This window comes from Mucilaginibacter endophyticus (assembly GCF_003351025.1).
Taxonomy (GTDB): Bacteria; Bacteroidota; Bacteroidia; order Sphingobacteriales; family Sphingobacteriaceae; genus Mucilaginibacter; species Mucilaginibacter endophyticus.
Genome location: NZ_QPCG01000001.1, coordinates 728,728 through 754,415, shown reverse-complemented (window position 1 = coordinate 754,415; position 25,688 = coordinate 728,728). Strand labels below are relative to the sequence as shown.

The 25,688-nt window shown below is 42.2% G+C and carries 18 protein-coding genes; 2 read left to right on the top strand and 16 right to left on the bottom strand.

Annotated features, from left to right (window positions below):
• Positions 1–215: 215 nt before the first annotated feature.
• Entirely contained in the window at positions 216–722 is a 507-nt protein-coding gene (locus DUL71_RS03120; RefSeq protein ID WP_114936686.1) for a DUF892 family protein, read from the bottom strand.
• Between the two features lie 150 nt (positions 723–872).
• Between DUL71_RS03120 and DUL71_RS03115 the strand changes: the two genes are divergently transcribed.
• The gene (locus tag DUL71_RS03115) at positions 873–1,823 is read left to right on the top strand and encodes a Smr/MutS family protein (RefSeq protein WP_114936685.1); all 951 of its coding nucleotides are present in this window, start codon (positions 873–875) and stop codon (positions 1,821–1,823) included.
• Between the two features lie 79 nt (positions 1,824–1,902).
• On the opposite strand, the gene DUL71_RS03110 is transcribed toward DUL71_RS03115, so the two are convergent.
• The 13 genes from DUL71_RS03110 to DUL71_RS03050 form a co-directional block, all read right to left on the bottom strand.
• Positions 1,903–3,567: an alpha-L-fucosidase gene (locus DUL71_RS03110; RefSeq protein ID WP_114936684.1), complete on the bottom strand. Its 1,665-nt coding sequence runs from the start codon at positions 3,565–3,567 to the stop codon at positions 1,903–1,905.
• A 68-nt stretch (positions 3,568–3,635) separates the two neighbouring features.
• Positions 3,636–5,783 (bottom strand): alpha-L-fucosidase, encoded by a 2,148-nt coding sequence (locus DUL71_RS03105; protein ID WP_114936683.1) that lies wholly within the window; start codon positions 5,781–5,783, stop codon positions 3,636–3,638.
• A gap of 854 nt (positions 5,784–6,637) precedes the next feature.
• A complete protein-coding gene (locus DUL71_RS03095) occupies positions 6,638–7,435 on the bottom strand; it encodes a carboxypeptidase-like regulatory domain-containing protein (RefSeq protein ID WP_114936681.1) in 798 nt (265 codons plus the stop codon).
• A gap of 160 nt (positions 7,436–7,595) precedes the next feature.
• Positions 7,596–7,742, bottom strand: coding sequence for a hypothetical protein (locus tag DUL71_RS31855; RefSeq protein ID WP_154402304.1), 147 nt, complete (start codon positions 7,740–7,742; stop codon positions 7,596–7,598).
• Between the two features lie 735 nt (positions 7,743–8,477).
• Positions 8,478–9,275 carry an SDR family NAD(P)-dependent oxidoreductase gene (locus tag DUL71_RS03090; RefSeq protein ID WP_114936680.1) on the bottom strand — a complete coding sequence of 266 codons (798 nt, stop codon included), beginning with the start codon at positions 9,273–9,275 and terminating at the stop codon, positions 8,478–8,480.
• An 18-nt stretch (positions 9,276–9,293) separates the two neighbouring features.
• A complete protein-coding gene (locus DUL71_RS03085) occupies positions 9,294–10,124 on the bottom strand; it encodes an AraC family transcriptional regulator (RefSeq protein WP_114937457.1) in 831 nt (276 codons plus the stop codon).
• A 165-nt stretch (positions 10,125–10,289) separates the two neighbouring features.
• Positions 10,290–11,477, bottom strand: coding sequence for a sensor histidine kinase (locus DUL71_RS03080; RefSeq protein ID WP_114936679.1), 1,188 nt, complete (start codon positions 11,475–11,477; stop codon positions 10,290–10,292).
• Between the two features lie 112 nt (positions 11,478–11,589).
• Complete coding sequence (locus DUL71_RS03075) at positions 11,590–12,972, bottom strand: sigma-54-dependent transcriptional regulator (protein ID WP_114936678.1); 1,383 nt, start codon at positions 12,970–12,972, stop codon at positions 11,590–11,592.
• A 334-nt stretch (positions 12,973–13,306) separates the two neighbouring features.
• A complete protein-coding gene (locus DUL71_RS03070; RefSeq protein ID WP_161964362.1) occupies positions 13,307–15,526 on the bottom strand; it encodes a tetratricopeptide repeat-containing sensor histidine kinase in 2,220 nt (739 codons plus the stop codon).
• A 93-nt stretch (positions 15,527–15,619) separates the two neighbouring features.
• Complete coding sequence (locus DUL71_RS03065; RefSeq protein ID WP_114936676.1) at positions 15,620–17,050, bottom strand: RagB/SusD family nutrient uptake outer membrane protein; 1,431 nt, start codon at positions 17,048–17,050, stop codon at positions 15,620–15,622.
• Positions 17,051–17,059: 9 nt separating this feature from the next.
• Positions 17,060–20,434, bottom strand: coding sequence for a TonB-dependent receptor (locus DUL71_RS03060; protein WP_161964361.1), 3,375 nt, complete (start codon positions 20,432–20,434; stop codon positions 17,060–17,062).
• A 74-nt stretch (positions 20,435–20,508) separates the two neighbouring features.
• Complete coding sequence (locus tag DUL71_RS03055; RefSeq protein WP_114936674.1) at positions 20,509–21,651, bottom strand: FecR family protein; 1,143 nt, start codon at positions 21,649–21,651, stop codon at positions 20,509–20,511.
• An 81-nt stretch (positions 21,652–21,732) separates the two neighbouring features.
• Positions 21,733–22,332 (bottom strand): RNA polymerase sigma factor, encoded by a 600-nt coding sequence (locus DUL71_RS03050; RefSeq protein ID WP_114936673.1) that lies wholly within the window; start codon positions 22,330–22,332, stop codon positions 21,733–21,735.
• A gap of 302 nt (positions 22,333–22,634) precedes the next feature.
• Between DUL71_RS03050 and DUL71_RS03045 the strand changes: the two genes are divergently transcribed.
• Complete coding sequence (locus DUL71_RS03045; protein WP_244228689.1) at positions 22,635–23,330, top strand: response regulator transcription factor; 696 nt, start codon at positions 22,635–22,637, stop codon at positions 23,328–23,330.
• A 218-nt stretch (positions 23,331–23,548) separates the two neighbouring features.
• Here DUL71_RS03045 and DUL71_RS03040 read toward each other — a convergent pair whose 3' ends face one another.
• Together DUL71_RS03040 and DUL71_RS03035 are read right to left on the bottom strand one after the other, a co-directional pair.
• Positions 23,549–24,883, bottom strand: a complete 1,335-nt coding sequence (locus DUL71_RS03040; RefSeq protein WP_114937456.1) for a glycosyltransferase — start codon at positions 24,881–24,883, stop codon at positions 23,549–23,551.
• A gap of 121 nt (positions 24,884–25,004) precedes the next feature.
• Positions 25,005–25,652: a response regulator gene (locus DUL71_RS03035; RefSeq protein ID WP_114936671.1), complete on the bottom strand. Its 648-nt coding sequence runs from the start codon at positions 25,650–25,652 to the stop codon at positions 25,005–25,007.
• Between the last annotated feature and the right edge of the window lie 36 nt (positions 25,653–25,688).

Genomic DNA, 25,688 nt, shown 5'->3' with positions numbered 1-25,688 from the left:
TTTATCAATACAATCAATGATAAAAAACTATTGATAAATCGTTATATCATATCACATTTGTAACAAAGCTGTCACAATGAATATTTATGAATAAATATTTTGCGGTATCGGATATATTTTTTTTTACTTTGTTATCAGTTATTTTAATAGGGGTATTAAATAACTAACATTTAAGCCATCTGCGCTATGCGGATGGCTTTCTTTTTTTCAAATCACTAATCGGCAACTATATATTCCTTGATAATGAGCGTAAAAAGCTCGTCATTATCAATTGATTCGTCTTTACATTCGGTAAGTAGTTGCTGAGCCTCAGTATAGTTAAGCTGTTTAGCTACCATAATAAGCATATGACATGAGGTTATATTAATATGCTCAAGCAGTTGCAGATACATCATAATATCCATATCCAGTAATACCGGAATTGACTGTGCCTCATCAAGACAAAACTCATCCTTAACAATGGACTTTATAGGGTTACAGTTCTTATCTGAAGGGATCTCATTAATTAGTTTATAAACGTGCTTCATGCGATCGATCTGCTTTTTGATATCATCCCAAAACTCCTGTATCCCCTGCTGTAGCGCAGTAAATGATGCAAGACCTTTCAGATGTTCAAGGTGCTTATCAAGGTAGCACTTACCAAAATAGATCCGGTTTAGATTGTGGACAAATACTTGTTTTAACAAATCATTATCCAGTGTTTTAGGGGTATTGTTGCTCATGGTATGAAAATAAATGTATATGGTTAAAATTGAGATTTCTAAAAGCTGTTAATCATTCAATTACTGCTAAACCTAATTAAAAATAAGCAAGTTTTATTATCGGTGGGATGTGCCCGGATAAATTAACTTTGCACAGTAATAACATATGCTATGAAATATAAATTAGGCGATTTTGTTCGGTTTGTTGATGAAAAAATGGAAGGTTTTGTTACCCGCATCATTGATGAGCAAATGATAGGCGTTACCGGCGATGATGATTTTGAGATTCCGGTACTGGCCAGCAAGGTAACTTACGTACATGGTTACCAACCTGCAGGATCAACAAAAAGCACCGCTGCAGCCGGTGAAAAGCCTGTAACACCGGGTGAATTTGTACAAAAGGGTGTATATATAGGTGTAATTACCGATACCCGTGCAAGTTCGGTAGTTCATTTTCACATCATCAATGAAACATCTTTTCAGTTACTGGCTACCTTAACAACAGATAAACAACAGGTATTTAAAGGAGAATTTGCGGGGATAGTAGCCCCTAAATCAACCGAAAACATATATTCGGCACAACTGGCCGATTTGCAGGTGTGGCCTAAATTTATCTTCAGCGCTTTATTCAGCACCAAACAAAATATTGAACCGCCTGCTCCTTTGGCAGTGCATGAAAAATTTAAAGCCAAAGATTTTTCGACTACTAAAAAGAACATCCCATTGCTTAATCAACCGGGATGGCTGATCAGGCTTGATGAACCCGAACTGGTTATTGATGCACAAAAACTAAAGGAAAGCTTTTTTGAAACGCCTACCGAAAAAATAGTGATTGAAAAACCGGTTAGCGAAGTTGATCTGCATATAGAAAAACTGCGCGACGATTATCAGTTTTTAAGCAGTTCGGAGATCATGGAAATTCAGCTGGCCCATTTCCATAAGGCCCTGGATGCTGCTATTGTTCACCAGTTGCCTGATATTACCTTTATACACGGCGCCGGCAACGGAACCTTGCGCAATGAACTGCATAAACAACTGGGCAGGCATAAAAAAGTACAAACCTTTATGGATGCCCGTAAAGAGAAATTTGGTTACGGAGCTACCAAGGTGCTGTTGAAGTAGGCAATGATTCTGCTTCAAAAGACTTACGAAGTTTTGGAAACTTCGTAAGTCTGATAGCTATCTATAATAAAAAGCACCTCTATCCTATTGCCCCCTCAATTTTATAAACTACAGCAATATCATCTGGCTTTACAGCAGGAGTTTTAATTTTGAGACCTTCGCCCGTTTGCTCCCAGCTTAATTTACCCGGATGTCCTACCATACTTACATTGCTGATCTTTTTACCGGATAACTGCGCTGACGCACTCGCCAGGCCTTTGATCACGCTACCTTTTTCGCCCGGCCAGCCTAAAGCTATAGCGTAAAGCGTATTGCCTTTTTTAGTGAACCTAATATCATCGGCAGTAAAAGGCTTGCCCTTACCTTCGTTAAAACCCTGGGCATCTAAAGGAGCAGCTGATTCGATAGCCGGGCCTTCGCCAAAAATAGCCCACGGGCGGGTGGCGTAAATAGCTTCGCTGTTAATGTGCATCCATGCTGCTATCCCTTCTACAATTTTACGTTCTTCGCTGTCAATGGTACCATCTCCTTTTACAGGGATATTCAACAACAGGTTGCCATTTTTGCTTACTACATCAGTAAGCGTATGGATAACGGTTTTAGCGCTTTTATAGCCCTTATTTTCAAAGATCCGGCGGTCATAGTGCCAGCCACCAATGCAGGTATCTGTTTGCCATGGCTCGGGCTCAATCTGGTTGCTTTGCCCACGCTCAATATCCCATATCATACATTTACGTTGCTGCTCGTCTAAAATCTTGCCAAACAGGGCGGCGTTTAATTTCCCGTGCTTTTTAACGCTGGTATTGTACATGTGCGCGGCAATCTTTAAGCCCGCATCATTCACCGGCCAAAGCGGAAGCGCGGTATCATCAAAATATATCAAATCGGGACCATACTTATCAATAAGCTCGATGGTACGGTTCAGAAATTTATCGCAATAAGCTTTGCTCGGCATGCTGGCGCCATTTCCCCAGTTCCACTCCCGGTGTATAGCATGGTCATCCAGGCTGTCTTTGCTCAACTCATGATTTTGAGCATACAATTCCTGTGGGTCATAGCCGCTCCACCATTTACCGGCACCGTCTGATTTTGTTAGTTTTCCATCATACGGAATGCCTTTCATTGCCCCTGTTTTATCGGAGCGCTGCGCAACTTCCAGCCAGGTCCAGGTGTGGGCGGCATGTACTGTTACACCAAATGGTAAACCCCGTTCCTTTGCAGCTTTGGCCCAACCACCTATTAAATCCTTTTTAGGCCCCATCTTGGTAGAGTTCCATGACTGATAGGTACTGTTATACAGATCAAACCCATCATGATGATTTGCCAATGCCATAAAGTACTTGGCTCCGGCGCGCTTGTACAAATCAAGCAACTCACCTGGCTGCCAGTTTTCGGCCTTCCATTCGTTTATCACATCCTTAAAGCCAAACTTTGACGGATGTCCATATTTTTCGATGTGGTATTTATACTGATCACTTCCTTCCTGGTACATACCACGGGCATACCAATCGCCACGTTCGGGCTGACACTGTGGCCCCCAATGTGCCCATAAGCCAAACTTGGCATCCCTGAACCAATCGGGCACTTTATATTGCTTAAGTGATTCCCAATCGGGCTTAAACGGTCCATCGGCAATTCGCGGAACAGGGTTAGCGGCCAACATCCCAACCGAACCAAAAGCTTTTGAAAGGTAAAAGGCAGGTACGGCGGCAGCCACACCTTTAATCAGATCTCTTCTCTTCATAGGTTTATAATTAATTGTTATTTAAACACTTAATTACTTGCAATTTAAGAGATAATCTTTTTAATTCCTTATTTTTTTGAAAACCAAATTTCAAGGTTTGGCAGCTTTAAAGTTTGATGCGGCGAAGCCGGATCATGCAATTTTAAACTTACCGGGTAAAGCCTGTTTGCCTCGAAGGTTTGCGGATCGAGATCTTTTATATAGATATTTTGCGGAATACTGTGGCTAATGGCAAAAGGCGCATTCTTTTTAAAGTTATTGAACACCTTTATCAATAGCTGATTATTACCAGGCATTAAATCAAAGCCGATAATATGATCTACAGATCCGGCCTTGCCAGGGTTGTTATTAATGAGCATTTGTTTGCCATTAAACATAACAACAATACCATCACCGCTGGTGATTTTAACCTGCGCATAAATCAAGCCTTTCGCTACCGTAATATTCTGCAGTATATAATAGGCATCATCCATACCTGCCGGTAAATCAATAAGCTGTCCGTTTTTGTAGCTATCCATGCGTTGCCACGGTTTATCGGTATCATTTGTATAGGGTTTGTTAATATCAATTTTATCGCTGCCGCCATTTAAACCACCCAAGCCTGCCGAATATGGGCCGGTGATATACAAAGGCCCCCATTTAATTTTAGCAGTATCAGCTTTGTACTTCATCAACCTGTCGTTATCAAGCTTGATTGTGGTAGTTACATTGTTAACGGCAAGATCAATCACATTACCTTTCTCCTCGTCGGTATATTTGATAGAGGGGCGATATTTACCTGTCGCGGTAGGTTTGATTGTCCAGGCTTGCTTTACAGTGCTTTTGTAATTGCTGTTATAGTCGATACCCGATGAACTGTAGTAATTATAAGCGTTATGCTCATCCAGTTCCATGTGGCCGTAGCTGCTTTTGATAATATGGACAGGCTGTACTCTATAGCCCTCGGCAACATCAACGGCTATTACTTTGATCTGTTTTTCGTTATCAAAATTAGCAGGCAAAGTTATTACAGCATCAATGGCAGTCTGCTTAAAATTAAGCGATTGCTGTTCGCCTAAAACAGATACACCATTTATTTTACCTTCGAGGCCTGGCAAGGTGATCAAGCCATCAGCCGGTACCGAGGTTACAAAAAGATAAAGCTTGTTGGGTTTGCTGGTTATATTACCCCATTTAAAGGAAGTAAAAAACGGATCGGCAGTGGTACCGTAAACAGCTTCGGCATTTTTATGAAGCCAGGCTCCTATCTTCAATAAAACATCTTTTTCAAAACCTACTACAGAGCCATCACCTTTAGGGCCGATATTGAGCAGATAATTACCTCCTCTGCTAATCACGCGGATCAGGCTTTCCAGTTTCTCTTTGTACTTTTCATCTTCGCTGCCGCGTTTTTGCCATGACCGGTAGCCCCAGGTTTCGTCAAAAAATGAAGCCGGCGACTGCCATGGTACCCCTATAGAATAATCTGGATATTGGTTATCGCCCATAACAGCAAAATCGCCCTGATCGTTACCCAAGCGGCTACTCACCATGCAATCGGGTTGCAGACGATGTACCAGTTGGTAAAGCTCTTTACTTTGCTCAGAACTTTGAGACCCCATATCAAACCAAAGCTCAGATATGGTACCATAGTTTGATAACAGCTCGGTTACCTGCTTTTTGTTATACTCATGATGCTCCGGCGTTACATAATCTGAATTATGGCTTGATATAGGCGATGCCTGTGGGTAATGCCAATCGATCAATGAAAAATATAACCCAAACCGCAAACCATGTCTTTTGCAGGCTTCGGCCATTTCTTTTACCACATCGCGCTTAAAAGGGGTTGCATCAACTACGTTAAAATCAGTTGTGGCTGTTTTAAACATACAAAAACCATCATGATGCTTAGATGTAAGCACTATTGAACGCATGCCGGCGGCCTTTGCTAACAGGGCAATACTATCCGCATTCCAGTTTACCGGGTTGAAGTTTTTAGCCAGGTTTGCATAGGTATCGCTGTAGATACCCGCGTGTGCCTGGATTTGTTCGCTTAAACCACGAGTTACAGGTTTGCTATCCCAAACACCTCCTAAAACCGAGTAAATGCCACCGAAGTGGATAAACATGGAAAACTTCTGTTCCTGCCATTGCTTTACCGACGATGAAGGTGGTTGTGCGTGTGTGAAATGAGCGCAAATAAGTAAGGGCAGCAAAAGGAATACAATTTTTTTCATGGTGACTGATTGAATAACCCAAAGTGTAAAAAAGTTGTTAATAAACAAAAAAGGTCACAACTTAAAGTTGTTTTAAGGTTTACACAATTGCACACTTTTACACACCAGCTTAACATATTTTACACTTTTGTCAATAAAAGCGCTACATAATTGTGAAATAACCTTCCCATATTGCAATTTTTTAATAAAAATTTTATTCCGATCTTTGTAATAACGCAACCAAACCCTAATACAATAATGAAAAACCCACTTGCTTAATTGGCAAGCACTTATAAAACCTTTTAAAAAACAATATGGCAGGATCTATACAAATTCAACCAAATATCCATTGTGAACCTTGCAAAGAATGCGGAGCACGCCCTGTAATTGAACAAAGCCGTAAGGGTTTTTCAGTTGCTTGCCCTACAAGTAAAAAGCATTATTCAACTGCTCCCGGCCTCGTAAATATTGAGGAATGGAATAGGTTTAACAAAAAATCGCCAGTGCTTACAGGCACTACTTACAACAGCAAAGCCTCATAAAAAACTATTCGCAAAAAAGGAGTAAACCTTTTTTAGTTTTGGGTATTAGCCAATAACAAAACCTACTATGGGGATACAATGGCATTAATTGTATTCATGTTATGCATATTGTAGATACTGAAAATGACTCTTCAAAGAAAAGGCATAGACGCACATTTTGCCCAATATGCCAAACTAATACCGGTCAAAGGATCAAACGACCGGTACTGTTAAAACTATTAACATTCTGGCTACCTGTTAAGCGGTATTTTTGTTACAAATGCAACAAAAAATACCTGGTGCTTGAGCGGTAGGGAAATCATCAGGCGGTACATCTTAGTCTACGCCAATGTTTCATCTCCCAAAAAGCGGTGCTGTTTGTTTACTCCCCGATTTAAGGTAATCGGCATAGCTTTTCCTGATGTAGCTGATCATATCATAATCACTCATCTTTTTCACTTTTTTAATATCAGGATGATACTGGTTCATGAAGTTCTGTAGTGAATCGCCTTTTAAGCTGGTTATTGAGCTTACCTTTTCCGGCGAAAAAAACCTGTCGACATACTCATCTTGCTCGTCCTTAAGTAAGATCTTTTGCAGCTTTGATTGAGGGGCTTTGTTTTTACTCAGCATGTCAATTACCGAAAGCAGGTTGATGCTTAAAATGGTCGCAGTACTTTTATCTGCATTGATGTGATTGCTGGGTTTACCAAAATCAAGATCGGCCGGACGAGTTATAAACGCGTCTTTTATGGTTGAACCGCGATAGGCAAAAACAGAGGCAAACTCCCTCCGGTTTCGTAATGAGTCGGCTTTGGCGTTACGCCTGCCCCTGATTTTCACCTCACTCAAAACAGTTGCATCCGGTTCAATGTAACACCTCAAAGTATCAAACTTTAAAAAACTAATGATGAGCCTGAATGGCTTGTATCCTATACTGCTGATCCGCAAAGTATCGCCGGGCTTTACGCTTGCCAACACAAATTTCCCTTGCTGATTACTTATGCTTTTTGAAGCCGTTGAGCTGATAAAAGCGTTAGCTACTGGCAAATAAGTAGCCTTGTCAATCACAATTCCCTTAATACGCTGGGCAAACAGATTTACTGACAGGAGTATCAATATTACTGTTAAGGTAAGTTTCAATGTTTTCATGACGGGTTCAGTTAACAGGTAAAGTAGGTACCTAAATATAACACATAAATTGCTAAAGTGTGTGCCTTTAACAAAAATTAACAATACCCAGAATGATATTTAGCGACAGCAGATTACAGACTCAACGAAATAGCATTATTATTACGCAACTATCACTTTCTCACTCTTTTTCAATTGTTGGTTCTTTACTCCATCTCTTACCTTTATAAATCACTACCTCCCCTTCAAATGGGTTATCGTTTTCATTCTGTTCCTGTTGTTCTTCAATTTTCCGGATCATGCTGTAAGGTGATTTTGTTCTGATCAAATGCGGTTGTTTAAGATTATTTGTTACAAAAATTTCCTGTTCCTATAATACCAGATAATCATCCCCGTTTCGGTAGACATTCCTGTCGATCCATCTGAATGTAGGCAACAATAAAGCTAATATCCAAACAGCGAGCAACAACACTGCAACACACCCCGATAGTAGTTTTACAAACAGAGCAAATCGGTTTATGTCTTTAATACAAATGCATAAGGCAACCAGAAAACCTATCAGGCCCAATAACCCTGTTGAGAAACTTGTTAACCCGTAAGCTATACCGCCTGTGATCTGGATTGAGAATACGGCTTCTCACGGCGTTAGGCCAAGTATCATCGTAATTAAAAATATCACAATAAGTATTATCGCCTGTTTCCTATGCCTTAAAAACCTGGTCATATTTAAGAAAAGTGTCAGTTAAGTTACTTGCTTAACAATTATCCTGCAACGTTAAAACAATTATTAATATCACCCAGCAAAAAGCCTTCAGTCTTTTCGACTAAAGGCTTTGATAACGTTCTTGAAACTATCCCTATGCCAAAAGTAATCTCCATAGCTAACCGGCTATTATGACGCTCAATAATCCTTTTTACAATAGTAAACCTTCGTATTGGCTGGTGATGTTAAGGAGACGACTAAATTGGATTTATTGCCAACAATGTAATTCGGGTTTTAAGGAGGCATAGGAATAGCCAAAACGTTAACGAATAAATAATTACCAGGAATCAAAACATTCCCTTAAAGGCAGCGAATCGTTCCGCCATCCACACGGAGTACCGAACCGCTGATATAGTCGGCAAAAGGGCTGCACAGATAGGCTACGGCACCGGCAACCTCCTGAGGCTCACCAAACCTGCCGGTATCATTAGGGATCAGTTCCTGCACAGCTTTATATTTTATTTCTTCCGGATCGGTTCCCCAACCAAATTTTGGCGCTGCGTTTTGTAACCACTCCTCAACCATCGGGTTGATGATCGCGCCCGGCGAAACAACGTTAGAGGTAATACCAGAATCTTTGAGGCTCCTGGCCAATGAAACCGACATGTTGTGGCGGGCAGCCAGTGTCGCGTTATAATGAGGCTGTTCTTTTATCGGCTGTATGGCAAGCCCCCCGCCAATATGGATCACCCTTCCCCACCCAAGATGTTTCATTTGTGGAACTATCCGCTGTACCATCCGCACGTAAGAAACTACGTTATTATTGTATATCGACAACCAGTCTTCGGTGGTGGCTTCCCCCCATGATTTGTGTGAGGTTTCGCCTGCATTATTAACCAGGATATCTATTTGTCCTGATTTAAGCGCGGCTGCTGCAACAACATCGGCACCCTCATCTGTCGAAAGATCGCCTATAGCCAATTCAGCCGATCCTCCCGCATTCAAAATAGCATTTACTACTTCGCTTGCCCTCCCGCTGTTGCGGCCATGAATAATAACTGTTGCGCCTTCACTTGCAAGCAGTTTTGCAATTGCCTCGCCTAATCCGGAACTTGAGCCGGTAACCAGGGCACGTTTGCCCTTTAATTTTAAATCCATTTTATTATTTTTATTAGTTTATAGATATTTCTTGTTTGGTGCATAACCAAACGACTTTTTATAAGCAAATGAGAAGTGTGACAGATCTTCAAATCCTAAGTCGAGGTAGATGTCTGAGGGTTTTTCCCGTTTCTCCTCAATCAGGAACCGGGCTTCCTGCAATCTTTTTTGTACAAGCCACCGGCTCGGGCTGATTTGATATAGCTTCTCGAAATCACGCTTAAATCCGGAAAGGCTCCGCCCGGTCAAAAACGCAAACCGTTCAATACTCACATTGTACCGGTAATGGCTGTTCATAAATGCCTGCAGATCTATTTTGCCGGGCTCGCTGAAATCAAACAGGATATTTTTAAATTCGGGGTCATTTTGAATGAGCAATAAGATCAGCTCCCGCGTTTTAAGCGCGATAATCCGCTCATCTGGCTGCCCCTGTTGCAGATATGGTATAAGGGAATCGGCAAAGCCTTTGAGCAGAATACCTGGCCTGATCAGCGTAGCCCCGCCGGATTGATGATTTTCATCGGCAACCAAGCCGTATAGATCACTCATTTCGCGTAATGTGGCCTGGTCAATATGCACCGCGACGGATTTGAAACTACCACCAACAGGGCTTTTTACATACCTGGACAACTGGTTTCTTTTGAAAAACCGGAAGTCGCCGGCACTAAAAATGTATTTCTTATCACCCAGCCATACCTCGTTAGTCCCGCTAATGATGTAACTGAAAATATGATCGGTGACAAAAGCCTCCCCCTCTATTTTATTGCCCGAATAAGAATTCAAGAGCAATCTGGGGCCGGAGCCACTTTGCTTTTCATGGCCTTCCGGGTTTTTATTCTGACATTCCATGATTTTCATTTGATTTCGGGAACAAAGTTCGGCAATAGCGTGCCACGGCGTTTTGTTATAAAGCCCAGATTGCTTTGTTGAAAAGTCCAGCAGTAGATTACAGGCGTAATTCAATGGCTATCCTGAAGATTTCAGAAAGGACAGTAAGTTATTAAGGGGGGCCATTTATACCGGTAAAGACGGGATAAATGTAATGGAGATCCGGGTACCGCCTAAATTCTCAAACTTAATAGTGGCATTAATCTCGGCGCTCAATCCCTTCATTAACTCCATTCCGAGCGAGTTATAATTTTTGTTGAAAGGATCATCTGCGAGGCCGATACCGTTATCCCAAATTTGAAGTTTTAGCTGACCGTTGTTATTAACCAATATAACTTGAACTTCACCTGATTTGTAGCCCGGAAACGCATATTTAATGGCGTTGGTAACTGCCTCGTTGATGATCAGGGCCAGTGGTATCGCGCAAGAAATGTCAAGCGCAACCGGATCGATGTTAAACTTAAAACCTACGAAGCCCTCAACCCCAAAACTTTCCTCCAGATTATTGATCAGCTCGGGTATGTACTCAGCCATATCAATTGTTTTGACATGATCTGTTTTATATAACTTTTGATGGATCAGGGACATCGCGAAGATCCGGTGCTGACAGCTTTCAACAGCTTGTAAGGCATCATTTTCAAGATATTTTGCCTGAGATTCCAGCAAACAAACAACCGTATGCAAATTGTTTTTTACGCGGTCATGCACTTCTTTCAACAGCCATTCCTTCTCACGGATCAAAAACTGAAGCATTTCATTTTTACGGTAAATCAGCCTGTTATTCCTTTTTGCGGCTACCCACTGCCGATAAATAAGTACCACAATAACAAACAGCAACGCCGAGCCAATGATAGTCCGGATCCGGACAGAACTGGCATGCGCCAGGTTCAATTGCCTAACCCGGGCCGAATTTTTCAGCTCTTTGATATACTTATTCTTTTGTTCTGTAGCGTAGGCAATCTGTAAGGCTTTAATCTGCCTGTTCTTGACCGAATTGAACATCGAGTCTTTTATCGCATCACTCCGCCGTAAATACGAAATAGCACTTTGGTAGCTCCCTGTGGCAGAATCTACCCTGAAAAGCAAGAGGGTAACATCCCGGATATTCTTTGCATTGCCACCTGTTTCATATTGCTTCAGCGCCTTCAGCAGGTAGTATTTTGCTGTGCCATACTGTTTTTTCAGGAGATAGAAGTTCCCGGCAGATTGATTTTTCTCCGCTTCACTATCTGCCAGCAGGCAGGAATGGCATTTTTGTGCCATCCCGGTTATGCCGAATAACAGTAAGAAAATAATTGTGATAAATGTTCTCATGGTGGTTTTCGGAATGCTGACCTGTTTCTGCCTGCGAGCTTTATAGGTTTAGGTATAAATTTCTTTTCGATCAGAAAATTTGCTTTTAATACAATCAGCGTTCTTTTAAGCATTAACCAAACTGTTTGGAAATACCCAGTTTAATCATTCTTGATTTAAGCGTTGAGGAATTGATGTTAAGTAACTCTGCGGCACCTCCCGTGCCGTATACTTTCCAGTTGCACCTTGCCAGTGTATCCAGGATATGGTCACGTTCATTATCAGCAAAGGTTTTGATGCCTCGTTCTTTAGCATTGCCGGCTACGGGCGACGGCTTCAATACGGGCAGGTTCACCTGGTTTATGATGTGCCCGTCACAAAGTAGCACAGAACGTTCAATAAGATTAATGAGCTGCCGTACATTGCCTGGCCATGGATAACCGAGCAGCACCTTCTTAACCGAATCAGAAAATCCTGTGATATTTTTTTTATTGGCAGTTGCGAAGACACTAAGATAATGCTCCGCAATCGGCATAATGTCCGCCTTTCGTTCCCGCAATGGTGATAATTCTACCGGGAATACGTACAAACGGTAATAAAGATCAAGCCTGAACCTGCCCGCGGCAATCTCTTCCTCCAGGTTCCTGTTAGTTGCCGCAATTATCCGGACATTGACATTCTTCCGTTTTCCACCAACCGGGCAGATCTCTTTTTCCTGCAAAACCCGGAGTAATTTAGATTGAATTTCCAGCGGCATCTCACCTATTTCATCCAAAAAAATAGTGCCGCTTTCTGCTTGTTCAAACTTGCCCACCCTTTTATCTACCGCCCCGGTAAAGCTTCCCCTTTCATGCCCAAAAAGCTCAGATTCGATGAGGGTAGGCGATACGGCGGCACAATCAACAATAATGACCGGCTTTTTACTGCGGGCCGAATGGTTATGAATAGCCCTTGCTACCAATTCTTTCCCGGTTCCGCTCTCGCCCAGTATCAGCACCGGGCTTTCTGCTGCCGCCGCTATCTGTATCAGCCTAGTAACATCTTTCAGGCCTGAGCTTTTTCCCGCCATTCCGAAATTACCAGTACCGGCGCCTTTTAAATCAGCAGGGCTTTTATATATCTTAGAAACTTTGGCGAGCGAAAGATGCTCGGCGTGCAGGTTGGTAGCGATATCAAGCATAGCCAGCACATCTTTTTCACGGAATGGTTTAACCAGGAACCCGTATGGTGAGGTTTGCTTGGCAAGCCTAAAAGTCCGCTCGTCCGAATTAGCCGAAAGGTAAATGAAAGGTATATTACGTTCCTTAATTATCGGCGCCAGATCAATGCCTGTCTTTTCGCCTTTTAAAAAGATATCCAACAGCACAAGATCAGGCAAATCGGAATTAAGGGTGTTAAGCGCTTCGTCAAAAGAGCGGGCGACAGGGCAAACAGCATAGCCCGCTCCCTCTAATACTTTACGTAAATTATTTGCCTCTATAAACTGGTCTTCTACTATTAATATTTTACTTTTCATGTCGATGTTTTCTGAATTCCGGCGCTGTGTATATTCCCTGTTCTATGGGTATGGCCGGACTGCTTAAAAAATATAATATCACCTGCAGCTCGCTAATTATTTAGTGCACTGCCTAAAACCGACTCGCGGTAAATACAAATGCTATGCCGGATGGTATCTGCCTAATAGTCAAAAAAGTGCGTCAATACCAAAATCATAAAATCACGAAGTATCATGATTTCAACATGAGATTTAATGATAAGAACACTTATAAGCCCCCTATTTCAGTTCTTTCTCACAGATGTCCATCTGTTTTAACCTCATCTCATGATACCCTGACCATACCCCGGCTTCTTCAGTGTTCAATCAATGTTGCAAGCGTTCCGCTACCGGTTACTATCAATGCTTCCTTATCAAAATTATTCCGGGGTAGACAGGTTACTATGATCCGGGTTCCGTCATGCGTTTCAAAACTTATCTCGGCATCTATATCCTGCGACAAGCCTCTCATCAGTTCGATGCCCAATGATTGATTAGTATGCTCATTGAAATTGCGGGGCATTCCTATCCCGTTATCAGCTATTGTCAAAACCACCTCGTTGTTATATTGATATAATATAACCGAGATAGTGCCATCCTCCGCAGGAAAAGCATATTTGATGGCATTGGTTACCGCCTCGTTAATGATCAACCCAAAGGGTATAGCATAGGCCACATTAAGAAACACAGGGGCTATATCGATATTAAAGTTAATCCGGTCTGCAAGATCAAAACTTCGTTCCAAATTAAAAATGAGTTCGGGAATGTACTCAGCCATATTAATGGTTTTTACATCATCCGACCGGTAAAGCTTTTGGTGGATCAACGACATTGCGAAAATCCGGTTTTGGCTGGTTTCAATAGCTTTCAGCGCATCATCTTTCAGGTTTTTAGCTTGTGACTCCAATAAACAGATAAGCGTATGGAGGTTATTTTTTACCCGGTGGTGTACCTCTTTGATCAACCATTCTTTTTCCTGGAGAAACCGCTGCAAGGATTGATTTTTCTTTTGGATAAGCTGGTTATTTCTTTTTGCTACTAACGAGTTTCTATAAAGTAACACCGCTACAACCACGAGCAGGCAGGAACCTAAAACAACCCAATTTCTTGATGCCTCAACATTCCTTAAACTTAACTTTTGGAGTCTTGCAGCGGCCTGTAACTCGCTGATGTCCCTGTTTTTTTGTTCGGTATCAAAGGATACTTGCAATTCCTGTATTTGCTTGTTCTTTTCGGTATTGAAGATGGAGTCTTTTAATTGGTTGCTTAATTGCAGATAAGACACGGCACTTTGGTAATTACCGGCAGCAGAATCAGCTTGAAAAAGCATCAGATAGTTACGTTTTAAATCGTTCTTTTTTCCGGAGACCTTAAGGTACTTTAAGGCTTCAAGGAGATAAGGCTTTGCGATGTTTTGCTGATGTATGTTCAGATAAAAAGATCCGATATCCTGAAATCCTGAAGCTATTTCCCGGGCAGAAAAATCATCTTTTTGCCTGCGTACCAAAGCAATCATATCCAGATAATTCTTTTCGGCAAGCGGATACTTTTTGAGTTGCTGATAACAATCGCCAACTAACGAAAGGTACAGTAGCCGTGAAGAGGGATCAAATGTTTTGTATTCATCAGGCGTTATCAGAACAAATTTCAGAGCATCACCCGGTTTTCCCAAATCTAAAAGCCGCTCTGCTACCTCACTTTTGGCCTTGATAACAATGTCCGGGTTTTCGTGACTATTCACAACAAAAACGTAAGCCTTTTTTGCCCATTTCAAGCTTTCGGACAAGTTGCCCAAATCCTTCTGGATCTCGGCAATCCGGATATAAAAGTCATAGGCATAAGACGAGTCGGCCGCAAGCCGCATGGTTTGCTCTGTTTTCAGCGCGTAGTCCAGGGCATGGGGATAATTACCTTTTTTTACATAAACCAGCGATAGGCGGTAATAAGCAAACAGCAGGCTCATGTATGAGGCTTTCTGATCCGGATTGATTATTTGCAACAGTTCCTTTTCGGCCAAACTAAAATTACCCTGCCAGATATGGATATCCGCAATGTTGGTAGCGATGTCAAATATCCTTTCCCGGTCGTTTAGCTTTTTAGCCAGTTGTAACGCCTGCTCAAAGCAATACAATTTAAACTGCATTTCTTCCTTTCCGCGAACAATATTCACTGCCAGCTGCGACCACGCGAGACACTCTCCTAAAATATCTCCTGATTTCCTGCACCTATCCACGATGGGAAGAAAAAGCTCTTTCAGGTCAAGGCCCTGATTCCGGTCGTACGCGGTTTGCGCTGCTAAAATGTCAATTCTATTCCGGAACTTGTTCACCCTGAACTTTGCATTCAGCATTTGGGCCTCTTTTAAAAACATATCGATAGTATCTGTCCGGCTCTTTTGATAGGGCATATATTCGTAAGCCTCGGCCAGATCTATTAGTGTAGCTATCCGCGCGGTATCAGCAGGCATCGTTTTAAGTCTAACCAATTCATGTTCAGGCCTATCCTCTACTTTCTGGGCATGAATGATACTTGCCATAAACATGAATAATAAAAAAATAAGAGCCCTGACTTTCATATTGCTTTATGTTTAGATCCGTGTGACTGAACTTTCATCTTTAGTCTGGTAATATTAATAGCCTGGATTCTGTGGTCCGATACCCGGATTAGCCTTAAACTCAGTTAAAGGAATTGGTAGAATATATTGCTGATTTGATGTAATTGTTGGCCTTAGTTGGGTTACAGTTGCCAAAGGGAACCGCAGCAGGGCCATCCAGTCTGCGCCATCCTCACCTACAAGGTTTCTCACAATTTCATAATAATTCTGGAGTAACATACTTTCAGTAGTGGTTGCATTGTCAACCGCCGAAAAATCTGTCACACCAGCCTTGCTCATTACTGTTTTAAGTAAAGCTCTGGCTTGATCAAGGTTGCCACCCGACCTGATTATGGCTTCCGATTCCAGCAGGTAAACCTCGCTTAAACGGAAAGCGTAAGCGGTTTCGGATAATTGAGTTGGCATAGCGCCATAGGCAATGTATTTCTGAAAATGATAGGTATTGGGGATTATAACAGTATAGATAGTTTCTTTATTAACCATCCATTGGCCTCTCGGATCATTGGCCAGCAGATCTTTCAGTGCTTTTTTGGCAACCCACAGATCGGTTGTCCCCGGATAATACGCCCGGCTAAGGCTCGCAATATACTTCTCCTGTCCGGCAAAGGGCAGAATACCTAAAATCACTTCTGAACTGGCAAGACCTTTAACATAAAAAATATCTTTTAAGTTATTTTCCAGCGAGTAAAAACCCGATTGCTGGATGGCCTGGGCTAACGCAATAACCTGGGCATAATCACCCGAAGTTCCGCGACTCATTAGTACGCGCATTTTTAAAGCCATGGCGGCCCATCTGGTTGCATAATAACGCGGATTTGTTGCCGGCGCGTTGGCAATAGCAAAGTCCAGGTCGGCAAGGATAAAATCATAGCTTGTACCCACATCGCTCCTTGCCTTTGCAATATTACTTACGGCAGAAGGCTGATCACGTATAATGATGCCAAACTTGCTGGAAACATCCCACCATTGTGCAAAATAGCCCATCACCCGAAAAGCACCGTATGCCCTTAAAAAACGGGCTTCGCCAAGTATTTCATTTTTCCTGTTGCCGGTGAATGCGCCGGCATTGAGATTGGTTACCCCACTAATAACTTCATTCGAAGCTTCAATCAGCTTATAGGAATTGTCCCAGATGGCCTGGCTAAAAGTGTTGTTGTAATTATTAGATTCATTGGGATCAACCGTGGTATAGCCGTCACCTATAAAACCGGCAAATACGCTTCCGGGAATTTCATTATATGTCCAGTTTGTAAAATTATTGACATTCCCGTTTGCAAAACGAAAATATGCGCCGTTCAGAACGGCCTGTGCCGAGGCTTGATCGGTAATCGCGTTCACGTTAACCACCTGGTTTGCCGGTACAGGGTTCAATGCCTTTGAGCACGCTCCAAGTGTAATTGATGCAACGAGCGCCAGGATTGTTATATTGATTCTTCCTTTGATCATGCTTATTATTTATAACTTCAACCTTAAACCAAAACTATATTGACGCGATGTGGGATAAGATGCGTCATCGGTATACCCGCCAATCAAACTGTAGGGATCATTACTAACCTCCGGATCGGGCCCGGGATACTTTGAAACAATGAATAAATTATTCCCCGACAGAAAAAGAGTGGCATCATGTATATGGAGTTTGCCGGTGATTTTTTGAGGCAATTGATAATTGACCGTTAACGACTTAAGCTTGAGATAAGAAGCGCTGAATACCGCGAAATTTGAAATACCCGGCAAATTCGCATTTCCCTTCAAGGTAAGTGACGGATTATTTGAAGTAGTATTTGTAGCGCTATAATGATCTAAAATAGCTGTGATATGGTTTGATTGATCAAGCAGGGATATATCGTTGAGCCTGGGAAGATAAATGAGATCTCCTCCGTATGAGAAGCTGAACAAGGTTGTTAACGTAAGATTTTTATAGGTAAACGAATGGGTGAGCCCGCCAAAAAATTTAGGTTCGGCATGCCCTATAACCATACGTTCGGCCTGTCCGGCATAAGGGCCGGTTTCAATTTGTTGGTAAATTGGTGTTCCTAATGGCGGATAAGAACTATTTTTATCTTGCTTTTTCAGAACGCCTAAATATTTATATCCGTAAATTAATCCTACCGGTTGCCCAACTGTTAAAATCGTGTTTCCAAGATAAAGTGAATTGAGTTGTTCGTCAGAGGTCAACGGTCCTGCAAAGGGATCTGATAGTGCCTCTTTCAACTTGAGTACTTTAGACCGGTTTCCTGATATGTTCAGGGCGGTGCTCCAAACAAAATTCTTGTTTTTTATAATGTCGCCACGCAGTTCAATTTCCAGCCCCCGGTTATCAATAGTGGCATAGTTTTGCAGCGCTGATGAAAAACCCGTACTGGTAGGAACAGGTAATGCTACCAGCAGGTCTGCCGATCTTTTATCATAATAACCAATACTGCCCCGAACCCTGGAATTAAATAACGCGAAATCAATCCCCGCATCTTTCTGGAAGGTAGTTTCCCATTTTGTAAGATCGCTGCCCAGTTTTGAGGCAATCAAGGCGTTGCTACCCGCATAAGTAGCCGATGAATAAAAAGTATAAAAGAGATTATCGCGGATATTTTGAGTGCCTGTTAACCCGCTGCTTACGCGAAGCTTTAACTCATTAAGCCAGGAAACATTTTTCAGAAAACCCTCCTGGTTTAACCGCCAGGCCAAACCAGCTGAAGGGAAATAACCTACCCGGTTGTTTGCAGGGAATTTGGATGATGCATCAGCCCTGTCTGTAATTGTTATCAAATATTTATTCTTGAAAGCGTAGTTGGCACGGAGATAAAAACTCAATAAAGCGCTACGATCATTGAGTTTAACAGGCAAAGAAGATATTGTTGCCGGAGTCCCGTCAGGAAGCGTTCCGCTATTTGGGCGATCCATACCCGAAACAGAAAAAGTATTTGTTTTTGATTGCTGCCAGGATGTGCCGCCTAATAGAGTGAAACGGTTATTATCATCAAACTGCTTATCCCAGGTCAGTGTGTTCTCATAAAAAAAAGTAGTTTCCTGGGTTTGCCCGGTCGTGGAGATCCCACCTTTGGAACGGGGATCAATGGTAGCGATATAGAGCGCATCCGGCACGTAGTTTTCCTGACGGTAAGTGGTATGATTAACTGAAAAAGTACTTTTAAACCTTAACGATTTTAAAATGGCATATTCTAAGGAAGCAGAGCCCAAAAGCAAGGCAGTTGATGCATGATTCTTTCCCTGCAACAAGCTAAACGGATTTTGAACGCCCTGGGCTACGGTACCGGCCAAAATTCCGGGAATAAATTGCGTCGGCGAGCCATCCGCGGTAAAAGGTGCTAAGTTAGGAGGAGCAAGCGATGCTGAGGTGTACACCCCGTTACTGATGTTGTTTTTGATAAAACCATAATTGAGGCTGCCGCTCAAACGTATCCGGTTAGCAAGATCGTTGTCAATGTTTACTTTTCCTGTGAAACGGCTAAAATCTGTGCCCAGCACCGTGCCAGTTTGGTCATCATATGATAATGAAGTATAATACCTGGTATCCCGACCACCTCCCCGTACGCTTGCATTTGCGTTCCTGCTTACACCGGTACGGGTAACCAAATCAATCCAGTTGGTACTGTTACGAAAATAAGAGGGGACATTTAGGATAGAATCAGCATATATATCCGAATAAGGCGCCAGCTGCTTATTTAAATTAGCTGCCCCTTCTTTAAGTATCGATTCATATTGACTTCCGTTAAGCACCTTTATAGTCCTGGGCGTGCTATAGGTTTGAAAATAACTTGCATCTACAGATGGCTGCTGGTTGTTTATGCCTTTTTTTGTAGTGATAATAACCACACCGTTAGCCGCCTTTGAACCATAAATGGCGGTTGCCGATGCATCTTTAAGAATATCAATAGATTCGATATCGTTTATATTTAAACCGGCAAGCGTATTCAGCCCGCGGGAAAATGAAGATCCGACGGTGGTTAACGTCGAAGGATCAGAAGTTAAACTTTCAACCGGGTTGATCAGATCGGCCGCTGCCTGGATATACCTGTTCTCTATATTAAGCTGAACTCCGTCGATGACATAAAGCGGGTCGTTACCGCCAATAATTGATGCCCCTCCCCTTATCCTGATTTTAGCCAAACCTCCCGGCGAGCCATCGCCTTGTACGACCTGAACACCTGCGGCTTGTCCGGAAAGCGCCTGATCTATAGTAGTAAATGTGGTGTTTTTGATATTATCCATATTCACCGAGGATATGGCACCGGTAAGATCTTTCCTTTTTGAGGTGCCATAACCAACCATCACAACCTCTTCAAGCTCGTTTATACTTGGGTCCAGCTGAATAGCAATGTCATTACCATCTAAATTCCTGGCCTGAACACGCTGGCTTTTATAACCGATATAATCAAACGAAATGACAGCGTCCTTATCCACATCCTTCAAAAAAAACCGGCCATTTTCATCTGTCATGGTACGGTTCGCGGAGCCCTCAACAGAAACCGTAACTCCGGGCAGGGGCTTTCCTCTTTCATCTTTTACTACCCCGGTAAGCGATCTGAAAAAGGATTTGACCTTTTCCATAAATTCGGCAGGTTTTGCTTTAACAATAACTGTTTTGCTCCTGATGGTATAAGTAAGTGGTTGCCCGGCGAAAACCTGCACCAGTACATCTTCAAACTTCCCTGAAGTCACTTTTAAGGTGACTAACCTGGCTTGTTTTAAGTCGCTCTCGGCATAAACAAAATTATAACCGCTTTGGGCCTTAAGCTCCTTAAAAACCTCTTTAAGCGGTGCTTTATTAACCGAGAGGTTTATTTGCTGAGCATAAGCGTAAGCGCTAAACATTAATATATTTAAGATTAGGAAGATGCGTATTTTCATTATTGAGAAACCTTTATCCGGTTTTAAGTACTGCGAGATTATTTAGATACAACTATTTGTCTTCCTTTAACATGAAAGCGGACTTTCCCGGTCAGCTCCAGGATATTTAAACTCTCTGAAACATTCGCATTCCGGTTAATTGTCCCTCCAAACTTATCTTCGGGGATTGGCCCCTCATAGGTTACCTTCATATCATACCATCTGGCAATTACCCGCATAATATGCTGGATATTGTCATCCTGAAAATCAAACTGATCATTTTTCCAGGCTACAGCCTCAGTGGTTTCTGCTTTACTTACTATGAAGGCATTTTTACCAAGCACAGCCTGTTGCCCCGGTAATAGGAAACGAGTGGCTTTATTTGCGGTACCTGTTACTTTTACCTTACCCTCAAGCAGTGTTGTTTTAACGGCAGGGTCATCATCATATGCGCTGATATTAAAATGCGTTCCCAAAACCTCTACGGTTTGATTATTGCTGGCTACCCTAAAAGGTTTCGCGGCATTGTGTGCCACCTCAAAATAGGCTTCACCCTTTAACTCAACCCGGCGTTCACCACCATTGAATGCCGTAGGATACCGCAATGATGACGCAGCATTGATCCAGACTTTGGTTCCATCAGGCAGTACCACAACCTGGTAATGAGCGCCGCTTGGTACCAGCAGGGAGTTATAGGCGATCACTTTGTTATCGTCCTGATTCTCAGAACCTTGTTGATAATCCAACACACCGTTGGTCAACCGGGTAACTAAACCGGGACTTTGGCTGATCAGCTGTTCGTTTTTAGATTTGTGCAGGGTTACTTCCTTACCGTCTGTAAGGATCAGCGTAGGGAACCTCTCGGTTATCGCACCAATGCGATTTTGGTCATTATCACCCGGCTGTCCTGTTCCATTATGTTTTAGTAAAACGAAGAGACCAACCGATAAGATAAATACAATTGAAGCCGCGACTGCAATTCTTGGCCATAAACTCCTCACCTTAGGTTGGGTTTGCAATCCTGCACGCTGCCGCGTTCCGGCCCAAAGCTCGGCCGCCAAATGATCAAACTTATCATCATCAGAAAGCTTTCTTTTATCCGACTCAAAGATGTACCAGTTTTCAACTAACGCGCGTTCTTCGGGAGTAGCTGTATTATCCAGATACTTTGCAATTAATTGATCAGCGTCTTGGTGATTCATCGTTTTTAATACTTTAAAAAATGATATTTAAAGCAAAAACACATGAAAATGCCCTGGGGGGTATCGTAGCTGAAAAAAAAATTACACTTTTTTAAAAAATGAAAGCAGCATCAGGAGACTGACCGCCGTATCCGGGTCTTTGAGGTTAGCCCGGAGCCTTTTAAGCGATTTATGAATTTGCTTTTTTACCGTTTCTTCTGAAGTGCCTAAACTTTCGGCAATTTCTTTATGGGTTAAATTCTGTTTGCGGCTCATTTCGAATACCTGCCGCATTTTGGGTGGCAGCGCTCCAATTTCCCTGTCAATGGCCGCCAAAAGATCACGCTCTTCCAGGTAATGAAGCGTGTCTTTACTTGCTTCGTTCGCAAATTGCGCTAATGAACTCAGGTAATCGTTCCGGAATTTACGCTGACGGATATGGTTTAACACCATATTACGCGCCGACACATATAAATAACCGGCTAAATTGCCTTGTGCCGGAATTTTATCCGCTTTTGTCCATAACGTACCGAAAAGTTCCTGTAAGATATCTTTGGAGTCTTCTTCATCTCGTAGCATCTTATAGATATGGGCATACATCAAGCGCCAGTAACGCCTGTAAATTTCGGTATAAGCCAACTCATCACCCGATCTGAGCAAATCGGTAAGTTCGGCATCGTTATATACGGTGTAAGCTAACATTCTGATCGCCAAATATAAAAATTATCCTGTTGGCCATTGGTTTCATGCATTACATCATGAGATTTCCATGATCGTAGATAACAAAACTTACACACGAGGTAGTCAACATGCTGCGAACTACTTTGTCCTGTTCAAAGGCTAATTTGCCAAATTCAACAACCTTTCCATTTCAACAGCGCCTTTAATGGGCTTAATTTGAGCATGCAAATAAAATTAACCCTGCGAACAGACTATTATAGTAACGATCACTCTATGGCTGTTACGCATTTTGTTTGAAAGAAAAAACTTAACAAGTATTTACTATGATGAATAATGTTAATGAACGAATGAGCTTTGTAAACAATGATCATTCGTTAAGGATAGCCATTTTTGACGATAACAAAAACATAAGGAACACCATGGTAATGATCCTCAATTCGGAGATCATGTTTAACGTTGTGGGTGTGTATGACAATTCTAAAAACAGTATCAAAAACCTGATGAGCACCAAAACAGACCTGGTGATCATAGATATCGCCGCGTCTGGCTTTAGTGGGATTGAAACTATAGAGCGGCTAAAACGCGAGCTCCCCTACATCCAAATTCTCGTACAAACAAATTTTGAGGATGACGCGCTGATATATCAATCCATCCTGGCCGGTGCTTCCGGGTATATTTTAAAGAACGGTTTGAAGCTAACTTTAGTTAAGGCTGTTAAAGAATTAAGAAACGGAGGTTCGCCCATGAGCCCTTCCGTCGCCCGCAAGGTAATCAATATGGTCAAGCATAATATATGTCATTTCAGTCCTGTTGAACAAGCGGCAAACTATAAGCTAACCGGAAGAGAAAAGGAAGTTTTGGCCTGCATTGTTAAAGGCAAAAACTATAAAATGACCGGCTATGAGTTGAATATCTCTTACGAAACCGTTCGCAGCCATATGAAACACATCTATGAAAAGCTAAAGGTTGCATCGCTTACAGAATTGGTTGCCAAATCTATCAACTTTAATATTGTTTAAATAACCAGGCGAAATCCTTTGGCCATCACCCATAAGGTAATAACTCACAAATGGCATTATTTACGCCATGTAAGCCGCTGTTAAAGAAAAATCTTTTTTGTTGAGTTTTGTTTGTTTGGTTTAGAATGCGGTGTCAAAGCCGCATTCTTTTTTTAAAACAAAAAAGGGCGCACAAATTTGCTTATTTGTGCCGCCCTTAGCATTCATCACATTTTAGGTTATGCTACATTGATCGTATTATATTGGTTCAACAACTCAACCAGGTATTTTGCGCAAAGTTCCCTGGCGTCGTATTGCTCCATCTCATCTGCCAAAGCAGTAATGTTATTCTTGTAAACAGGATCGGCTATTACATTTACAACGGCGTTCCTGATCTCATCCGGGGTTGGTCTTTCTGTTTTCAGGTCTATACCGTATTTAAAGTACCCTACCCGTGCGCAGATTTCCGCTTTACCCTCAAATAAACCTGCTGCAACCATAGGCAGCCTGTTTTTAATACCTAATAGTGTTCCGCCGTAGCCTCCGTTAGTGATGTAAACATGTGCAAAGGGCATCACCTCGTCAAAAGGAATATAATCTTCAATGATCAGGTTATTATAGGGGTATTTAGTTCTTAACTCCTGTGTCTGGTTTCCGCCGGTTGTTGCTATCACAAGGGTGTCAGTCCCTTTAAAGGCTTCTAAAGTAGGTTCCAGCAGTTTCGTAATATCATTTTCGATAGTGCCCTGTGTAACAAGTACTACTTTTTGATATTCATCAAGCCTCTGGTCATCCCAGCGGTTTTCGCTCGTCCGTGCCGAATAAGGAAGTAAGGAGCCTATGAAACGGACGTTTTGCCCCATGTTGCTGCGGGTATATTCAAAAGAAGGCGAACCTATCTGAAGATATAGATCTGACGTCTTTATCAGCATATCAAATACATTTGTCCTTTGATGCTGGATATCATAACGGCTTAAAAGCAAAGAAAGACAATCAATATGTTCTTTATAAACTTCCTCACTAAACGTCTTATTCAGGCGGACTATGTTCTCCTGTTCGCCGGTATTTGAAGGGGGATAAAAACCGGGGCCGTAAGGTCCTAAATCGTCCGAGCTTTCGGCCAATGGAATGATGCCGACTGATATCACCGGAACATCCAGCATGGCAGAAAGATACGGAATAGCCGGGAACATACTTTCGGTCACGATAGCATCAAACGGAAACTCCTGCTGAAGATCCCTGATGTCCTCAAAATGATCGGGCCCTGGCTTAATAAAGATATTGATCATATCAAAGTTTGCCTTCTGCCCTGCATCGGTTAAAAATTTTCTCTGCGGAAACAAATTGTGGATGTTGTTGGCATTAATGTCAATGGCCTTCAAAAAAGGGAAATGCGGAATCCCAAGTTGTTTTAATTTGGCTTCATGCACTACTGAGGTATACCAACGCACATCAGCGCCGCTATCTGCTAAAAATTTCGCCAGGCCGGTGAGCGGGTTGAAATGTCCGTCTGCCGCTACCGTCGCTATCAGGATCTTCTTTCCTGTCAATCCATTTAATGTTGTCTGATTCATATAACGCTTTGTATTTGTCAACACCTTTTACTTGCAGCAAATATGGCCCGACGCATGCAAAACAGCTATCCCCTAATGTGGTGAGTATAATAACCCAAAGTATAAACGGGCAGGTATCAGTTTATACAATATTTTGATTGATGGCTTTTGCAACCACCTCTGTCAATGAGGCTACATGCAATTTTTCATAGATCTTTTTGATATGGCTCCGAACCGTTTCGTAAGATATATTCAGCTCATAAGCAATCATTTTATAGCTAAGGCCGTTTACAATGGCGCTTAGCACTTCTTTTTCTCGCGGGGTAAGATTATACTCTTCGCTGGGTTTCCGGCGACTTCTTTCGCCGCTGCTCTGAAGCAGTTGAAGTACTTTCCTGGCGATGGACGGGCTCATGGGGGAGCCACCGGTTTTCAGTTCCTTAATAGCTTCTGTAAGGGAGCTATTAAGCTGATTTTTCAGGAGATAACCCGCAGCCCCAGCGCAAATGGAGTCAAAAACGCGTTCGTCATCTTCAAAAACCGTTTGAATAAGAATCGGAACATGCGGAAACTCCCGGGTTAAGATCCTCACCGCTTCTATACCATTAATGCCGGGCATCTCTATATCCATCAAAACAACATCGGGCCTTGAGGTTAGTACATTATCCACACAATGTTTTGCGTCACTAAACGTACCGACCACTTCAAAATCCGGGTCGGTGTTTAATAACATGATCACGCTGCTCCGAATATTCTTATTATCATCAAATATGGCCACCCTGATACTCATAGTTTTATATATTTATTATTTAATCGGTTCAAAATC